The sequence below is a fragment of the Nocardia sp. NPDC058480 genome (assembly GCF_042720495.1).
Lineage (GTDB): Bacteria > Actinomycetota > Actinomycetes > Mycobacteriales > Mycobacteriaceae > Nocardia.
The window spans coordinates 504532-521948 of record NZ_JBHXMN010000001.1; the positions used below are offsets into that span (position 1 = coordinate 504532).

At 68.3% G+C, this 17417-nt stretch carries 12 protein-coding genes; 5 read left to right on the plus strand and 7 right to left on the minus strand.

Features of this window, described 5'->3' with window-relative positions; genetic code table 11:
• Positions 1-128: 128 nt before the first annotated feature.
• The 3 genes from ACFWO8_RS02420 to ACFWO8_RS02430 all read right to left on the minus strand — a co-directional run bounded on the left by ACFWO8_RS02420 (position 129) and on the right by ACFWO8_RS02430 (position 5375).
• On the minus strand, positions 129-2795 hold the full coding sequence (locus tag ACFWO8_RS02420) for an ATP-binding cassette domain-containing protein (protein WP_378940708.1): 2667 nt from the start codon (positions 2793-2795) through the stop codon (positions 129-131).
• A 124-nt stretch (positions 2796-2919) separates the two neighbouring features.
• On the minus strand, positions 2920-3873 hold the full coding sequence (locus ACFWO8_RS02425) for an ABC transporter permease (RefSeq protein ID WP_378940709.1): 954 nt from the start codon (positions 3871-3873) through the stop codon (positions 2920-2922).
• A complete protein-coding gene (locus ACFWO8_RS02430) occupies positions 3870-5375 on the minus strand; it encodes an ABC transporter substrate-binding protein (protein ID WP_378940710.1) in 1506 nt (501 codons plus the stop codon). Before ACFWO8_RS02430 ends, ACFWO8_RS02425 begins: the two co-directional genes overlap by 4 nt.
• A 303-nt stretch (positions 5376-5678) precedes the next feature.
• Here ACFWO8_RS02430 and ACFWO8_RS02435 point away from each other — a divergent pair, with 303 nt between their 5' ends.
• The 5 genes from ACFWO8_RS02435 to ACFWO8_RS02455 all read left to right on the plus strand — a co-directional run bounded on the left by ACFWO8_RS02435 (position 5679) and on the right by ACFWO8_RS02455 (position 11705).
• On the plus strand, positions 5679-6779 hold the full coding sequence (locus ACFWO8_RS02435) for a TauD/TfdA family dioxygenase (protein WP_378940711.1): 1101 nt from the start codon (positions 5679-5681) through the stop codon (positions 6777-6779).
• Positions 6751-7761: an ornithine cyclodeaminase family protein gene (locus tag ACFWO8_RS02440; RefSeq protein ID WP_378940712.1), complete on the plus strand. Its 1011-nt coding sequence runs from the start codon at positions 6751-6753 to the stop codon at positions 7759-7761. Before ACFWO8_RS02435 ends, ACFWO8_RS02440 begins: the two co-directional genes overlap by 29 nt.
• 155 nt (positions 7762-7916) lie before the next feature.
• Positions 7917-9206, plus strand: a complete 1290-nt coding sequence (locus tag ACFWO8_RS02445) for a Y4yA family PLP-dependent enzyme (protein ID WP_378943077.1) — start codon at positions 7917-7919, stop codon at positions 9204-9206.
• Between the two features lie 35 nt (positions 9207-9241).
• Positions 9242-10276 carry a PLP-dependent cysteine synthase family protein gene (locus tag ACFWO8_RS02450; RefSeq protein WP_378940713.1) on the plus strand — a complete coding sequence of 345 codons (1035 nt, stop codon included), beginning with the start codon at positions 9242-9244 and terminating at the stop codon, positions 10274-10276.
• 37 nt (positions 10277-10313) lie between these two features.
• The gene (locus tag ACFWO8_RS02455; RefSeq protein WP_378940714.1) at positions 10314-11705 is read left to right on the plus strand and encodes an MATE family efflux transporter; all 1392 of its coding nucleotides are present in this window, start codon (positions 10314-10316) and stop codon (positions 11703-11705) included.
• A gap of 57 nt (positions 11706-11762) precedes the next feature.
• Here the strand turns inward: ACFWO8_RS02455 and ACFWO8_RS02460 are convergent, their stop codons facing one another.
• The 4 genes from ACFWO8_RS02460 to mfd all read right to left on the minus strand — a co-directional run bounded on the left by ACFWO8_RS02460 (position 11763) and on the right by mfd (position 17393).
• Positions 11763-12338: a TerD family protein gene (locus tag ACFWO8_RS02460; protein ID WP_378940715.1), complete on the minus strand. Its 576-nt coding sequence runs from the start codon at positions 12336-12338 to the stop codon at positions 11763-11765.
• 38 nt (positions 12339-12376) lie between these two features.
• A complete protein-coding gene (locus ACFWO8_RS02465; RefSeq protein ID WP_378940716.1) occupies positions 12377-12862 on the minus strand; it encodes a hypothetical protein in 486 nt (161 codons plus the stop codon).
• A gap of 212 nt (positions 12863-13074) precedes the next feature.
• On the minus strand, positions 13075-13782 hold the full coding sequence (locus ACFWO8_RS02470; RefSeq protein WP_378940717.1) for a MazG family protein: 708 nt from the start codon (positions 13780-13782) through the stop codon (positions 13075-13077).
• Positions 13779-17393, minus strand: a complete 3615-nt coding sequence (gene mfd / locus ACFWO8_RS02475; RefSeq protein WP_378940718.1) for a transcription-repair coupling factor — start codon at positions 17391-17393, stop codon at positions 13779-13781. The genes ACFWO8_RS02470 and mfd overlap by 4 nt, the downstream gene beginning before the upstream one ends.
• Positions 17394-17417: the final 24 nt, after the last annotated feature.

Here is a 17417-nt window from a genome sequence, read left to right on the forward strand (position 1 = left end):
GGTGGGTCGGGGTCGGCGGTGTCGGCCTCGTTCGTAGAACCGCTGGACTCCTGCGCGGTGACGCAGGGTCTGCGGTGTCAGCCGAGTACGGGGAATCGCTGTACTTCGGCAGGGCGGGATCGGCGGTGTCAGCCGAGTAGGGCGGCGGTGGCTCGGTGGGTTGGGGTTGTGAGAACTGTTGCTGGGTTGCCTGTTTCGACTATTCGGCCCTGGTCCAGGACGAGGAGGTCGGTGCAGTGGCCGCGGACCAGGGTCATGTCGTGGCTGATCAGGACTACCGCGGTGCCTCGGTCGGCGCGGACGCGGTCGAGCAGGGACATGATGGCGGCCGCCGTGGTGGTGTCGAGGGCTGTCGTGATTTCGTCGCAGATGAGGACGGCGGGGTCGGCGGCGAGGGCGCGGGCCAGGGCTACTCGTTGGCGTTGGCCGCCGGAGAGTTGGTGGGGGCGGCGGGCGGCGAGGTCGGCGGGCAGGTCGACGGCGGCGAGTAGGGCGGTGATGCGCGTGGGGATTTCGCGCGTGGGCACTCGCGCGATGCGACGCAGCGGGCGGGCCAGTGCCTGTTCGACGGTGCGGCGCGGATTCAAAGCCGCCCGCGGATTCTGGGTGACCAGTTGAATTCCCTTGGGATCCGGCTTGATTCGCGGTCGTCGGCCCAGCGGCACCGGCCTGCCGAGCACTTCCAGCGAACCGGCGGCACCGGTATGCAAGCCGGCGATCACCCGCGCGAGCGTGGTCTTTCCCGCCCCGGAAGGCCCCACGACAGCGAGAGCGGCACCCGCGGACAGGCTGAAACCGATGTTCTCCAGCACCGGGTGGCCGCCCGCGTCAGCGTTGATCCCCTTGGCGTGCACGGCTATCACCTCACCGCCACCGGTCGGATCGCTGGCCGGAGATGCCGAACCGGCGGAGTCGGGGTTCGGAGATGCCGTACCGGCGGAGTCGGGGTTCAGCAGCCGATGCTCATTGCGGTCCGCTGGAGTCTCGGCTGACGGACCGGGGTCGCCCGCTGAATCAGCCACACCGGCACCGATATTCACCGGCGGATGGGGGTCATCCCCTGACTCAGCCACGCCAGCAGTGCCATTCACCCACTGCGCGCCGGGTGGGCGGAGCTCGATCAGGGTGTCGGCGATGGCGTTGATCGCCTCGGTGTCGTGGCCCGAGAGCAGGACGGTGGTGGAGTTCTCGGTGGCGAGGGCCGATATCAGCTGGGCTATTTCGGTGCGGAGGGTGCCGTGCAGGCCTGCCAGTGGTTCGTCGAGGACGAGGATTCGGGGGCGGCGGAGGATGGCTCGGGCCAGGGCTACTCGGCGTTGCTGGCCGCCGGAGAGGCGGGCACAGCGGCGGCGGAGGTGGGTGGGGTCGAGGCCTACTCGTTCGAGGACGGCCAGGTGGTCGGCGTCGGAGCTGCCGGGGGCCGCGTCCGCCAGGACCGCTCGGACGCGAAGTAGTGGGTTGAGTTCGGAGCCGGGATCCTGGCCGACATAGGCGATGTGCTCGCGCCGAAATTTGCGCAGGGCACCGGCGTCGAGCGCGAACACGTCGTATCCCGCAACCAGCACCGCGCCCTCCCCACGAGCACCGGCAGGCAGATGCCCGAGCAGCGCACGCATCGCCGTCGACTTCCCCGCGCCCGACGCCCCGGTGAGCGCGGTGACTGTCCCCGCTTTCAACCGAAACGACAACGGCGCCACCAACACCGCCCCACTATCGGCGACAACGCTCAGCCCCTCCACCACCGCCGCGTCCCCCGAATCCACCACCGAAATCCCACATCCCCCCGATCGCCCAGAACCTCCCGCGCTCCCGGTACCGCGCGGAGCCCTCGCGACTCCCGCATTCCCATCGCTCCCAGCACCCACCGGCCTCGCAACTCCCGCGCTCTCGGCACCGAGTGCGCGCCCAGAGCCCAGCTCGACTCCTGCCTTCGCAACCCCGACCGCGGAGACGTCCGACGGGGTCTTCGGGGCCTGCCGGTTCCTGGGACCACTGGTCACCACCAGGTTCACCCCGACCGCCACGATGGCGATGGCAGCGCTCGGCGCCAGGACGGCCCAGGGGTTCAGAAGAAGCCCGGAGGCGTTGTCGCGGACCATGATCGCCCAGTTGTCGGGGCCCAGCGCCGGGACGCCGAGAAAGGCGATGGTGCTCACGAGGTAGATGGCGACGACGAAACGCAGGCCGAGTTGGGTGGTGAAGACCGCGCGGAGGTTGGGGAGGATCTCGCGGAAGACGAGATGGGACACCGATTCTCCGCTGGCGACGGCGGCTTCGACGTAGCCGGAGGCCGCGATGGACGCGGCGGAGGCTGCGAAGATCCTGGCGCAGTAGGGAACTCCGAAGAGCAGGGATACCGCGATCAGCGCGGTGACACCACCCTGGGGCCATGCGGTGAGCACCAGCAGGATGCCAAGGACCGCGGGCAGCAGGATGACCAGGTCGCCGCAGAGTTCGATGACCTTGCCCGCGCGCGGGCGCACGGCGGCGACGGCGCCGAGGACCGCCGACAGCACAGTCACCGCCACCGCGATCACCGCGGACACCGCCAGCAGATGGGTGCCGCCGGTGAGCAGATGGCTGAGCACATCCCGGCCCAGCCGATCGGTCCCGAGCAGCGCTCCCCCACCTGGCTGCGCGAACGGCATCCCCACCGCCTTTTCGCCGGGATAGGGCGCGAAGAGCGGACCTGCCACCGCGAGCAGGACAACCAGCCCCACACCGCCCGCCACCGAGTACCGCCACCACACCGAACCCCCGCTGGACGTGCGATCACCAGGCCTTCCGGCAAGCATCGGCCGAGAGGAAAACTGCACCGAGGCCTGATGATCTTGATCTGCGGAGGGAGAATCCTGCGCCACTAGTCGACCATCCACTCGGTTCCTCGCATTTCGGCTACGCATCGGAAGGTCGGCGCAGTCATCGCGCGCTCCGCGACGCCCACGCCCGGACGATGTCGGCGACGGCGAGCAACACCATGATGACGATGGCGGTCAGGGCGACCACCGCGGCGACCATGGTGGCGTCCCGATCGGCGACGGACCCAGCGAGAACGGCACCGATACCGGGGTAGTTGAACAGCGTCTCGACCACCAGAGCGCCGCCGAAGAGCATGCCGACCGAGGTCGCGTATCCGGCGACGATGGTCGGCGCGGCGAACGGCAGCATGTGCCGCAGCAGTATCGTCCGCGTCGGAAGTCCATCCAGCACAGCACTTTCCACATGCGGCGCGGCAGCTACATCGAGCAGGGCCGAGCGCACGACGCGGGCGTTCCAGCCGATCTGCGGAATCGCCAACGCCAGCACCGGCAGCACCAGCATCTCGGGACCGATGGGAAAACCGGAACGGCCGGTAATGGTCACGGCCGGGAGCCACCCCGTGGCCAGGGAGAACACCAGGATCAACAAGGTGCCGCCGACGAATTCCGGGACAGCGACCGCAATAGTGCTGATGGGCTGCAGAATTCGCGACCCGAGCACGGTCGGACGCATCGCCCACCAGCAGCCGAGCCCCAACGACAACGCGATGGTGAGCAGCAAGGCGATCCCGCCGAGCAGCAAGGTCTGCGGGAACTTGTCGGCCAGCAGCGCGCCGATCGAATTCCCCCGCGCGGTCTGCCCGAAATCCCCGGTGAGCACCCCGGAGATCCAGTCGAGGAACTGCACCGGCAGCGCACGATCCAGCCCGAGTTCGTGCTCTTTCGCCGCGAGCTCGGCCGGGTCCGCCTCCCTGCCGAGCGCCGAACGTGCCGCGTTGCCCGGTAACAGATCCACCGCGACGAACACGATGGCCAGCAAGGTCACCAGGAGTGCGATCCGCCGGAACATCGGCAGGGCAAAGGTTTTCACGACACCGGCTTTCAGTGAGTTCACGCCAACCAGGCGCGTTCCAGCTGAACGCGCGCGAACCCGCCGAGCGTCGGCAGGTCACGCACCGTCCCCGCCGCGATGTCGACACCATCGGCCATGCCCCACACCAGATAACCGCCGCGCTCGAACTCGATGCGCTGCAGTTCACGCACGGCACGGGTGTACTCGTCGCCGGACGCGGCCAGCGCCTTGGCGTCGGCAGCGTCGAATTCCGGGTCGCGGAAGGCGGTTTCGTTGCGGTTGGAGCCGGAGGTCATCAGCTTGTCGGCCAGGAACACCACCGAGTCGTTGGTTCCCCACGACACCGTGTACAGCGGTGCGTTGAGCCAGGTCTGATCGTAGAACGCGGCCGATTCCACCACCTGTACGTCGAGCCGGACGCCGATCTCGGCGAGCTGGGTGGCGATCACCTTCGCCGATTCGACCTCGCCGGGCACTTCGGCCTTGGTCACGAACGGGTAGCTGCGTCCGGTGTCGAAACCGGCCTCGCGCAGGAGGGTTTTCGCACGCTCGATATCGCGGTCACGACGCAGCGCGGTGTCGTAGAGCGGGTCGGCGGTGCCGAGAACGTCGGCGGCGACGGTGCCGTAGCCGGAGTGCACCTGGTTGACCAGTGCGGTTCGGTCGACGCCGAGGCGCAGCGCCGCGCGCACCCTGGCATCGGCGAACGGGCCGTCGGCGGCACGCATGGCCACCCCGAGCATGGTGTCGTTGGCACGCCGGATGACCTGCAGATCACCGCGGCCCGCGGCGGTGCGCCCGGCGATCGCGCCCACGTTGGAGGCGAGGTCGATCTGCCCGCCCAGCGCCGCGTTGCCCAGCGCGGTGACGCTGTCGAACATCGTTACCTCGATGGCGTCGAGCAGCGGCGGGGTGCCGTGCCAGCGCTCGTTGCGCACCAGCCTGGCGTTGCCGCCCTGATAGGACTCGAGCCGGAACGGGCCGGTGCCGACCGCGGCGGTGAAGTCGGTGGTGTCCTTCGGCACGGTGAACGTCATCAGCCGAAGCAGCAGTGGCAGTTGGGTATTGGGTGCGGGCATGGTGAATACGACGCGGTTCGGTCCGTCGGCGACGATGTCGTTCTCGGCCACCGGCATCTTCGAGGCACCACCGACCGAGCGCAGGCGCCGCATCGACCACACCACGTCGTCGGCGGTCACCGGCGCACCGTTATGGAAGGTCGCACCGTCGGCGATGGTGAACGTCCAGCGGCGGTTGTCGTCGCTGGGCTCCCAGCGCGAGGCCAGGCGCGGGGCGACGGTCGGGTCCGCGCCGGGAACGGTGAGCGCGTCGTAGACGAGCGAGGCGATGAGGAAGTCGCTGTCGTTGCTGAGGTTGGCGTGCGGGTCGCGTTCGCTGCGAGCGGGCGTGCCGAGCGCCCCGACGCGCAGTGTGCCACCGCGTTGCGCGGTGGCGGACCGATCATCACTGGTGCACGCGGCCGCCAGTAGTAGTGCCGTGACGCCGACGCCGGATTGGAAGAGCTGCCTGCGAGTGAAACTCATCGTGTTGCCTCCTCGAACCGCGTGCGCCGGAACGCCTTTCCCGACGCCGCAAACTAGGCGAGGCTAGCCTAAAAGCCACCCGAAGTGGGGAGCTTCACATCGACCGTCACCGAACCGCAGCGACCCGCGACACCCCGGTCAGCGCTCACTTCCGCAACTCGGGTAGAAAGCTACGTTATATGGATCGGCTATTTCCCTCGCCGACACGTTAGGTAAGTCTTGCCTAATCAGATGCTAGGCACTACCTTCGCACATCGAGCCTGAAGATCACCCGCTTTCGACCGATGCGAAGAAGGGAAACCGGTGAAAAGCGTTCTCTCCGAACGTCTGACGATTCACCAGCACGACATCGAATACCGCGAGCTCGATCCCGGCGCCGCGACGGCGCTGCGATCGCTCGCGACCGAGATCCGCCACCGATTAGGTGACGCACCACACACCACGACCCTGCACGACCCCGCGCTGATCGCCCAGATCGCCGATCGGGTCGGCGAACTGCCCGACAGCGTGCGCCACGCGGTTCGACCACCCGCCACCACGGCCGGCGCGACCGTGGTGCGCGGGTTGCCCGTCGATGACGCCGATTTCGGTCCGACTCCGCCCCATTGGCAGGCCGCGGCCGAGCACGCCGACGGCGGCTCACTCGAGCTGGATATCGCGATGTTGCTGCTCGGGCGTTGCGTGGGCGAGCCTTTCGGCTGGCAAGGACAGCAGAACGGCAGACTGGTCAACAACATCGTGCCCGCCGCGGGCCACGAGGACGAGCAGTCGGGTGCGAGCAGTTCCACCCTGCTCAGCCCGCACACCGAGGACGCCTTCCACGCTCAGCGCGCGAACCTGCTCATGCTGACCTGCCTGCGCAATCCCGACCGGGTCGCCACCACGGTCTCCTCGGTGCGCGAGGTACGCCTGTCCGACGACGATCTGCGCACCCTCACCACCCCCACGCTGCCGATCCTGCCCGACGTCTCCTACGGCACCGGTTTCGATCAGCTCGCACCGTTGCCCACCCTGTGGCTCGACGAAAACGGCGCTGTCACAGCACGTTACGATCCCGCCTACACCCCGATCGACGATGCGGACGCGGTGTTCCGCGCCGCCTACGCCACGCTCACCACCGAGCTCGCCAGGGTCAGTCACGCCCCCGCGCTGGCCCCCGGCGAGATCCTGCTGGTTGACAACGATGTCGCCGTACACGGGCGCGTTCCGTTCCGCGCACGCTACGACGGCACCGACCGCTGGCTCAAACGCATCAATATCCGGCTGCCCGAACGCGCTCGGCGCGCACAGGAGTCGTCCGAGAATGGGTATGGCCAACAAGTGGTCGCTCCGTTCCGGGCGGCCGCTGATCGGACAGCAGAGCGGGGCATTGCAGATGAACGAGGATCCGTTGAACAACCGTGACCGCGCCATCGGGCTGCGGGTACTCTCCCGCAGCGACCTGGCCGACGTGCCGATCAGCCCCGCCGAAGTGGTGCGCGCCGTCGAGGAGGCCTATCTCGCCTTCGCGGCGGGCGAATCCGACAATCCGCGCAAACTGAGCGTCGCCGACCCCGGCGGCTCGTCGGTGTCCTACGCCATGCTCGGCCGCGATGGGCGGCGGCGCGTGGTGGCCATGAAGACCTCCTACAAATTCGATCCCGGTCACGATCGCAGCACCAAGCGGTACTACACCACCATCACGCTCTACGACGACACCACCGGTGCCCCCATCGCGATGATGGACTGCGCGCGGGTCGGCGCGTTACGCACGCCCGCCGTGTCGGCGCTGTTGGTGCGCGAGACGGTGCGACGCGGGGCGGAGAGCGTGCTCCTCGTCGGCACCGGCACGCAGGGACGTAATGCGTTGCCGCACTTGCTCGCCGCGAATCCACAGCTGCGCAAGCTGATGGTGTACGGCACGCACCCCGAGGGGCTGGCCGCCGTGCATTCGCAGCTGGCCGACGCGGCGCCACACGCGCTGCTCGACGTGGTCGACGACCCGTACGCGGCGGCCGCGTCCGCCGATGTGGTGCTGGCCACGGCCGGGCCGGGCACCGAGGTCGCACTCGAATCCTCGCATCTGGCACCGGGTTCGGTGGCGGTACTGGTCGGCTACGGACTGGCGCCATCGACGCTGGTCGAGGCCGATCGGGTTGTCGCCACCAGTGCGGCGCAGATGGCACTCACGGGCACCGACATGGTCGGACCCGATGGGACGCTGCGTTCGGTGGATGCCGAACTGCCGCAGGTACTCACCCGCGGCGCCGTGGCCCGCCGCACCGAGGACGAGAAGATCTTCGTCTACAACAGCGGGCTGGTACTCACCGATATCACGGTCGCGCACGCGCTGGCCGCCAGGGCGATCGCCGAAGGGCGCGGCACGGAGGTGCCGCTGTGGGACTGACGGGCGAGCCGTCCGGGGTCAGCACCCCACTCCCCGCGCGCCGACCGGACGAGCGGTTGCCACCGAGCCCGCCGCACATCGCGGACTGCGTCGACCGCGAATCCGGGTCATCGCCGACGGCAACCGCCGCTGGGCCGGGTCACTGCGCACCGCCGATGCCCGCCTACACCGATGCGGTAGAACAGCGGTTACTCGCCGATCCGCGCCTGCTCGGGGATATCGCCGATGCGGTCGGTGGGCCGTTTCATGTGCTGTTTCCCGAGCGGGTTTCGGTGAATATCAAGGCATTTCAGTCGGTATTCACCGAAGCGGGTGTCGACGGGTTCGTCTACTTCGGGAAGAAGGCGAACAAGGCGGCCTGCGTGGCTCGTGCGTGCGCGGACAACGAAGCGGGAATCGATGTCGCCAGCACCGGCGAGCTGATCGCGGCGCTGGGGCAAGGGGTGCGTGGCGAGGATCTGATGGTCACCGGGCCCGCGAAGTCCGATGAGCTGCTGTGGTTGGCCGCTCGGCATCGAGCGCTCATCGCCATCGACGCGCTCGACGAACTCGACCGGCTCACCGCGCTGGATATGCCGGTGCGAGTGCTGCTTCGGGTACTGCCCGAAGCCTCGACCAGTCGGTTCGGGCTCGATCGCATGGAACTCGAGCAGGCGATCCAGGCCATCCGAGCACCGATCACGCTGTCGGGCTTCAGTTTCCACCTGTCGGGTTATGACGCCGTCGCCCGCTCCGAGCAAGCGGGCGCGCTGGTTGGGCACTGCAGGCGCGCACGGGCGAACGGGCATCCCGCGGACACGATCTCGATCGGCGGCGGCTTCGGCGTCGACTATCTCGATGCGGCGGCGTGGGCCGAGTTCCGGAACACCCTCAGCGACAACTGGTTCCACACGAGTCCACCCGGCGACTACTACCCCTACCACTTCCCGGTTCCCGGTGCGGCCATGCTCAAGGCGATCCTTGCCCACAACGACCTCGCCGGACTGTTGCGCGACAACGGAATACGCCTCGCCGTCGAGCCCGGACGGGCCTTACTCGACCAGGCCGGCAGCTCCGTCTTCCGGGTACAAGGCGTGAAAACCCGAACCGCACAGGGCAACCCGTACGACATCCTCACCGTCGACGGCACCAGCCTCAGCCTGTCCGAACAGTGGTTCGACAGCGAATACCTCCCCGATCCCGTGCTGTGGCCGGAAAGCCCCGGCCAACTCACCCCAACCTGCGTCGGCGCCACCACCTGTCTGGAGTCCGACCTGCTGAGCAGACGGCGTATCCCGCTCCCCCGCCGCGCACGAATCGGCGACCTGCTCGTCTACCCGAACACCGCCGGTTATCAGATGGATTCCAACGAATCCCCCTTCCACGAACTCCCGCTCCCGCCCAAGGTGGTGCTGCGCGCAGGCGCCGACCGACCGCGCTGGAGTCTGGACAGCACAGCCCGCTGATCCACCGAGCTCCCAATCCGATGGAGGAACACCCCATGGCTCTCGTCACACGCGTGACGGACCTGATCGGCCGCACCCCCCTGTTCGAACTCGCCGTCACCGACACCGGCACCCGGCTGTTGCTCAAGCTCGAACAGTTCAACCCGACCGGCGCCGCCAAGATCAGAATGGCCCGTTCGATGGTGCTCGACGCGGAGCAGCGGGGTTTGCTGCGCGATGGCGGGCATATCATCGAGTCGACGTCCGGTAACACCGGGCTCGGCCTGGCGGTGGTCGCGGCCGAACGTGGCTATCGATTCACCGCCGTGGTCGACAACCACGCCTGTCAGGACAAATTGCGCGCGATGCGAGCCATGGGCACCGACCTGGTGTTCGTCGCCGACGACGGTGACGACGAGCTGGCCACCTCGGCACGGGAAGACCTCGCCGAGGCGATGGCGGCCGCCCGCGACGACGCGTACTTCACCGAACAGCACAACAACGACGCCAACGCCCTCGGCTACTACGCCGTCGCCGAGGAATTGCTGGCCGACGTCGAGCGGGTCGACATCCTGCTCTCGGCGGTCGGCACCGGCGGCTCGCTGTTCGGCACCGCCACCCGCCTGCGCGACCTCGGTCTGCCCGCCCGGGTGATCGGGATCGAGCCGGTCGGATCCATCGCCTTCGGCGGCGAGGGCGGACCGTATTGGCAGTCGGGCACCGGCACCCCGCCCGGCGCGACCATCGGCACCGCCGTCGACTACGCGCTGCTCGACGAGGGCGTGAAGGTGAGCGATGTCGACGCCTTCGCGACCACCCGCGCCGTCGCCAGGACACACGGGCTGTTGATCGGCGGCTCGGCGGGCGGCTCGGTGCACAATGCCCTGGCACGACTGGAGGAGTTTCCGGCCGGGTCCACCGTGGTAACGATCGTGTGTGACGGTGGCGAGAAATATCTCGATACCGTGTTCGACGACGACTGGATGAGCGCCCGAGAGCTGCTCGATCCCGCCGCCGAAGCGGAAGTGACCACGCTGCTGCGCCGCTATTCACCGCTGCGGCGCCAGGACGAATTGATGGAGGTCAGGTGAGCGCGATCGCGCGCGAGACGAACCCCGGAGCGGGTGGGTGAACGGCACGGCGACCGATAGCAGGGCGCTGGCCAGGCTGGCGACGCCGATCGCGCTCACCCAGCTGGCGCAGATCGCGGTCTCGACGACCAACCTCGCATTGATGGGCACGCTCGGTGTGCGCGAGGTGGCCGCCGGTGGGCTGGCGCTGGTGCTGTTCAACCAGATCCGCACCATGTGCGTCGGGCTGATCACCGGCACCGGGAACCAGATCGCGGGTGCGCTCGGCGCGGCAGGCAAGCGTGGTGATTCGGCCGACGACGAAGTGCGTGCGGTGGTGCGGGCCGCGTTCGTCATCGCGACGATCGCCGGACTGCTCGGCGGGGCGCTGTTGATCGGGCTCGGCTGGGTGTTGCCGTGGCTCGGTCAGGACGCGGCGGTGCTCGAGCTGGCGCGGCCGATGATGATCGCGCTCGCGCCCGGACTGCTGCCGTGTCTGTGGTTCCAGGTGTTGCGGCAGTACACCGTCGGCATGCAGCGTCCGCAGGCGTTGCTGCTGGTCACGCTCGGTTCGGTGGCCTTGAACCTGGTGCTCGCGCTGGCCTTCATCCACGGCTGGGCAGGCATTCCGGCGATGGGTCTGACGGGTGTCGGCATCGCGACCTCGCTGGTCTTCGGAATCACCTTCGGGGTGTTCTGGGCGATGGTGCGCCACGACGAGCAACTCGGTCGCACGCTGCCTGCGACGCCGTGGCCGGTGCGCTGGGCGACCGTGCGCGAGGAACTGCGCCTCGGCACGCCGATCGCGTTGACCTACGGTTCGGAAGCGGGCATGTTCTCGGTGCTCGCGCTGGTGATGGGCAGTTTCGGGCCCGCCGCGCTGGCCGCGCACAGTGTCGTCTACCAGATCATCTACATCGTGTTCCAGATGGCGATCGGGCTGTCCCACGGAGCGTCGATCCTGGTCAGTCATGCGGTGGCCCGCGACGAGTTCAGCCATGCGCGGGCAGTGGCCTGGCTGGCGCTGCGGATGGCCGCGGTGATCGCGATCGTCACCGGCGTCGTCTACGTGTTCGCCCCTGACATCATTCTGGCGCCGTTCCTCGATGCCACCGACACCGGCACGATCGCTATCGCGCACACCCTGCTGCTCATCGGCATCGTGCTGCAGTTCTTCGACGCCGCCCAGAACATCGGCACCGGGCTGCTGCGTGGCCTGAAGGAAACCTCCGCGGGTTTCCGGCTGTCACTGGTCGGCTACTGGGGTGTGGGGCTGCCCTCAGCGCTCCTGCTCGCCTTCCCGCTGCACCTGGGCGCCGCCGGGGTCTGGTGGGGCTTGACGGCCGGCTTGGCCACCACCGCCGTACTGATGCTGCGCAAGTACTTCGCGCTGCTCGATCAGGCCAGCGTGGTCCCGCCACGACGGGTGCCGGTCACCCAATCACGATGACAGCGAGCACAAAAAAGGCGGGCGACACGTAGTCGCCCGCCTTCATGTCGTGGTTCGTCAGAGATTCACGCCGTAGTCGCGGGCGATGCCCGCCAGGCCCGAGGCGTAACCCTGGCCGACAGCGCGAAACTTCCACTCGTTGTTGTGGCGGTAGAGCTCGCCGAAGACCATCGCGGTCTCGGTGGACGCGTCCTCGGACAGGTCGTAGCGCGCCAGCTCCACGCCGGTGTTCGCGTCGGTGACACGGATGTAGGCGTTGCGGATCTGGCCGAACGACTGGCCTCGGGCCTGCGCGTCGTGGATCGAGACGGGGAAGAAGATGTTGGTGATCGTCGGCGGGGTGGCGGCCAGGTCGACGTTGATGACCTCGTCGTCGCCGTCACCCTCGCCGGTCAGGTTGTCACCGGTGTGCTCGATGGTGCCTTCCGGCGAGCGCAGGTTGTTGTAGAAGATGAAGTGCAGATCCGAGAGCACCTTCAAGTTCGTGCCGGTGGCCAGCGCGCTGGCGTCCAGGTCGTGGTCGGCACCGGTGGTGGTGCGCACGTCCCAGCCGAGACCGACCGCCACCTTGGTGAGGTTGTCGGTCTGCTTCGACAGCGAGACATTGCCGCCCTTGGCGAGTGTGACGCTCATGAGAACCCTTCTGTCCAGATGTTGTGCCGTAGAGGAACTTACGTTGCGAACTCGGTGTCGGCCCAGGCTCGCAGGGTCTCGACCCGACCCTCCAGCGCCCGCAATTCGGTGTCGTCGAGCACGGTGCGCTGGATGCCACGGTCGACGGCGAACGCGGACTGCCGATGGTCGTCGATCACGTCCACGTCCAGCTGCACCGCGGTGTAGTCCTGCGCCGACGGCATCTGCTCGGCGATGACCTTCGCCCGTCCTCGCGCACACAACGCCACATTGCCGCCGCCCAGAATCAGCAACGCCACCTCCGGCTGCTCCCGCAACCGCGCCAGCGACCCACGATCGGACTTCAAACTGAGGAGAATCCGCCGGTCACCCGCGCGCACCGGCCATGAGACGGGGATCGCGTGCGGCGACGGATCGGTGGTCACGAGCACCGCGATGGTCTCCTGCGGCCACACCGGCAACACATCGAGCTCAGGATGGTCGGTCATCACGTCCTGCCCTGCCGGATCTACCTCTGTACCCATCAGCCTCACCTCGACGATCGCCGGACCCCTGCCCCGCCGCGGACGGCGAGCTGTTTCGATTCTAAAGCGGTGCGGCCCTTGCTCGCTGGCGCGGCCACGATTGTCCGCAAGATCTCAGCAACGTCTCAGATGCCGACGCCGGGCACCGAACCCGCGAAATTTCGTTAGCTCATAGGTAACTGGTGGCGTGAGTCGCCGACGGCCGGTGATGCTCAGCGCGGCCAGAAGGTGCGCCAGTCGTGTGCGGTGAGCGGTGACCGGGTGCCTCGTTCGGCTTCGGCGGCATCCTCGGCGGCCCGGATCGCGGTGGCGAAGTCGATGGACGCCTTGCGGAGGCGTTCCTCGGCCGAGTCGGGGCCGCCGAGCTCGACCACGCGCAGGGTGTCCGGAACGAGGTCGGCGGGCAAGCCCGCGTTGGCGCTGCGGGTGCGGATCTTCTCGGCGAGGGCGAGGGCGGGTTGGGCCATCGCTATGCCGTCGAGGCAGGAGCGGCGCGACTTCTCCGCGGATTTGCGCTCCTCCCAAGCCTTTTCCTGCGCCGCGATCTTGTCGACCACCGAGGTCCCCGAGGAGAAATCGGCGTCGGTGAGGTAGGGGCTGCGGTGGACGAGCTTGTCGACCAGGGTCGCCGCGACGTCCTCGACGGTGAATTCGCCTGCGTGTTCGGCGATTCGGGAGTGGAAGAGGACCTGCAGGAGCAGATCGCCCAGTTCTTCCTTGATGGTTTCGGCGTCGCCTGCCTGGATGGCGTCGAGGAGTTCGTAGGTCTCCTCGAGGAGGTAGGGGCGCAGCGAGTCGTGGGTCTGGGTGCGTTCCCAACCGCCGAAATGCCAGAGGCGGTCCATCACGTCGACGGCGCCGGACAGTCCCGCGGCCACGACCGCGGTGTCGGCTCGCTCCTGGGAGATCTCCTGGCTCATCGCGACGCCGCGGCTTCCGTCGGAACCGAAAGATCCACCATTCCTTGGGGTTTGCCGTCGAGCACCAGCAGCAGATCGGCGACGAACTGCAGCACTGCCACGTCGCGCACGCGGTCGGCGCCGACGCTGTCGGTGATCCGCGGCAGCGGCAGGGTGATCAGACCGCTCGCCGGGCGATAGTTGGCCGAGGGGTAGATCCGCTTGAGCCGAAGCTGTTTGGAGTCGGGGAGATTCAGCGGCGCGATCTTGAGCGAGGAACCGGTGACCACGATCTCGGACACGTCGTACTCGCGCGCGAGCAGGCGCAGCTTGGCCACCGCCACCAGTCGCCCGACCTCCACCGGCAGCGGGCCGTAGCGGTCGACGAGCTCTTCGATGACCGCCGCCAGGGCCGTATCGTCCTGGGCGGAGGCGAGTTTGCGGTAGGCCTCGAGCCGCAGCCTGTCGCTGGCGATGTAGTCGGGCGGGATGTGCGCGTCGACGGGCAGGTCGATGCGCACCTCCTTGTTCTCCTCGGTGACGATCGGCTTGCCGTCGGCGGCCGCACGGTAGGCCTCCACCGCCTCACCGACCAGTCGCACATACAGATCGAAGCCGACGCCTGCGACGTGACCGGACTGTTCGGCGCCGAGCACGTTGCCCGCGCCACGGATCTCGAGGTCCTTCATCGCCACGGCCATACCGGCACCGAGATCGGAGTTCTGCGCGATGGTGGCCAGGCGGTCGTAGGCGGTTTCGGTGAGCGGCTTCTCGGGCGGATACAGGAAGTACGCGTAGCCGCGCTCACGGGAACGACCGACGCGACCACGCAACTGGTGCAACTGTGAGAGGCCGAGCGAGTCGGCACGTTCCACGAGCAGCGTGTTCGCGTTGGAGATGTCGAGGCCGGTCTCGATGATCGTGGTGCAGACGAGCACGTCGAACTCGCGCTCCCAGAATCCCTGCACGGTCTTCTCTAGCTGATCCTCGTTCATCTGGCCGTGCGCCACGACCACCCGTGCCTCGGGCACCAGATCGCGAATCTTCTTGGCGGCCTTGTCGATCGAGGACACCCGGTTGTGCACGTAGAAGACCTGACCGTCGCGCATCAGCTCGCGGCGGATGGCGGCGGTGACCTGCTTGTCGTTGTATGCGCCCACATAGGTGAGCACCGGGTGCCGTTCCTCGGGCGGGGTGAGGATGGTCGACATCTCGCGGATGCCCGCCAGGCTCATCTCCAGGGTGCGCGGAATCGGGGTGGCCGACATGGTGAGCACGTCGACGTGGGTGCGCAGCGCCTTGATGTGTTCCTTGTGCTCCACACCGAAGCGCTGTTCCTCGTCGACCACCACCAGGCCGAGGTCCTTCCAGCGCACACCGGTCTGCAGCAGCCGGTGGGTGCCGACCACGATGTCGACCGAGCCGTCGGCCAGCCCGGCCATGATCTCCTTGGAATCGCCCGCGTCGGTGAATCGCGACAGCCCACGCACCGTCACCGGGAAACCCGCGACGCGTTCGGTGAAGGTCTGCAGATGCTGCTGGGCGAGCAGCGTGGTCGGCACGAGCACGGCGACCTGCTTGCCGTCCTGCACCGCCTTGAACGCGGCGCGCACGGCGATCTCGGTCTTGCCGTAGCCGACGTCGCCGCAGACCACGCGGTCCATCGGCACCGCCTTCTCCATGTCCGACTTCACGTCGGTGATGGCGGTCATCTGGTCGACGGTCTCGGTGAACGCGAACGCGTCTTCCATCTCCTGCTGCCACGGCGTATCCGGGGCGAAGGCGTGTCCGGGCGCGGCCTGGCGGGCGGCGTAGAGCTGCACCAGTTCGCCCGCGATCTCGCGAACGGCCTTGCGCGCCTTGCGTTTCGTGTTGGACCAGTCGGAGCCGCCGAGCTTGGACAGGCTCGGCAGTTCGCCACCGACGTAGCGGGAGAGCTGATCCAGCGATTCCATGGGCACGAACAGCCGGTCGCCGGGCTGGCCGCGCTTGCTCGGCGCGTACTCGATGACCAGGTACTCGCGCCGCGCGCCGCCGATGGTGCGCTCGATCATCTCGACGAACCGGCCGATGCCGTGCTGGTCGTGCACCACCATATCGCCCGAGGTGAGCGCGAGCGGGTCGACTTGGTTGCGGCGCTTGGCGGGCAGCCGCTTGCCCTCGGTGGGCGCGGTGACCCGGTTGCCGGTGAGGTCGGATTCGGCGACGACCACCAGACCGGCGTCGTCGAAGATCAAGCCGTCGTGCAGCGAACCACACAGCACGCCGACCACTCCCGGCTCCGGGACCGCACCGGCGGGCAGCAGCGCGGCGGGCACCTCGGCCTCACCGAGCCGTTCCAGCACGCGTTGCGCGGTGCCGTGGCCGGTGACCACCACGACCGCGCGGCCACCGGTGGCGACGTGCGCGCGCAGCGACGCGAAGATGGTGGCGACCAGTTCCTCGGACCCGCGCGCGGTCGGCCCGGCGGCGACCGGCAGGTTCACCTCGATCGGATCGCCGGAGCTGAGCGGGCTCAGTGTCCACCACGGCAGGCCGAGTTCGTCTGCGCTGGTGTGCAATTCGGGCAGGCCCCGGTAACCGGAGGCAGCCAGGTCGAGGCCGTTGGCACCGAGCGGTGCGTCGCTACCGAAAGAGGCGGCGGTCCATGACGCTTCGAGGAACTCCTCGCCGGTGCGCACGAGATCGGCTGCGCGGGTGCGGATCTTCTCCGGGTCGCACAGCAGCAATTGAGTGCCGGCGGGCAGTGCCTCGGTGAGCAGGCTGAGCTTGCCCGGCGCCAGCACCGGCAGCAGGGCCTCCATGCCGTCGACGGGAATGCCCTCGGCGATCTTGTCCAGCATCTCGACCAGGGAGGCGTCGGCCGCGTTGTCGGCGGCGACCGCGGCGGCCCGCTCGCGCACCGGCGTGGTGAGCAGCAATTCACGACACGGCGGCGCGACCACCAGTTCGACGGCACTCTCGCCGATCGAGCGCTGATCGGCGACCGAGAACGGGCGGAGCTCGGTGACCTCGTCGCCCCAGAACTCCACGCGCACCGGATGATCCGCGGTCGGCGCGAACAGATCGAGGATGCCGCCACGCACCGCGAACTCGCCGCGCTTGCCGACCATGTCGACGCGGGTATACGCGAATTCGACCAGGCGAGCGAGCAATTCGTCGAAGTCGTATTCGCCGCCGACACGCAACACCACCGGCTCGATATCGCCGAGCCCGGCGGTCATCGGCTGCATCAGCGAACGCACCGTGGTGACCACGACCCGCAGCGGTTCGGGGTAGACCGGGTCTTCGGGATGGGCCAGCCTGCGCAGCACCTCGAGCCTGCGGCCCACCGTGTCGGGACCGGGCGAGAGTCGTTCGTGCGGCAGGGTCTCCCAGGACGGGAACATGGCTACCGACGGGCCGAGCATCTCGGTGAGTTCCACGGTCAGATCGTCGGCTTCCCGACCGGTCGCGGTCACCACCACCAGCGGGCGCTGGGCGGCGATCGTCGCGGCGACGAACGGCCGCACGGCCGATGGTGCGACCAATTCCACCCCGGATTTGCCGACCAGGTCGGTGACCGTTCGCAGCGCGGCGTCACCCGCGACCGCCTCGGCCAGACCGGCGAGCGGAGGACGAAGGGAGGACATTGTTCGCTCCTGAATGCGCAGTGT

Excerpts from the sequence above, each read along its gene's own strand:
- ACFWO8_RS02430 (WP_378940710.1), bottom strand. The coding sequence starts at position 5,375 with ATGAGTTTCACTCGCAGGCAGCTCTTCCAATCCGGCGTCGGCGTCACG.
- ACFWO8_RS02470 (WP_378940717.1), bottom strand. The coding sequence starts at position 13,782 with ATGAGCCAGGAGATCTCCCAGGAGCGAGCCGACACCGCGGTCGTGGCC.
- ACFWO8_RS02450 (WP_378940713.1), top strand. The coding sequence starts at position 9,242 with ATGGCTCTCGTCACACGCGTGACGGACCTGATCGGCCGCACCCCCCTG.
- ACFWO8_RS02445 (WP_378943077.1), top strand. The coding sequence starts at position 7,917 with ATGCCCGCCTACACCGATGCGGTAGAACAGCGGTTACTCGCCGATCCG.
- ACFWO8_RS02465 (WP_378940716.1), bottom strand. The coding sequence starts at position 12,862 with ATGGGTACAGAGGTAGATCCGGCAGGGCAGGACGTGATGACCGACCAT.
- ACFWO8_RS02460 (WP_378940715.1), bottom strand. The coding sequence starts at position 12,338 with ATGAGCGTCACACTCGCCAAGGGCGGCAATGTCTCGCTGTCGAAGCAG.
- ACFWO8_RS02420 (WP_378940708.1), bottom strand. The coding sequence starts at position 2,795 with ATGCTTGCCGGAAGGCCTGGTGATCGCACGTCCAGCGGGGGTTCGGTG.
- mfd (WP_378940718.1), bottom strand. The coding sequence starts at position 17,393 with ATGTCCTCCCTTCGTCCTCCGCTCGCCGGTCTGGCCGAGGCGGTCGCG.
- ACFWO8_RS02440 (WP_378940712.1), top strand. The coding sequence starts at position 6,751 with ATGAACGAGGATCCGTTGAACAACCGTGACCGCGCCATCGGGCTGCGG.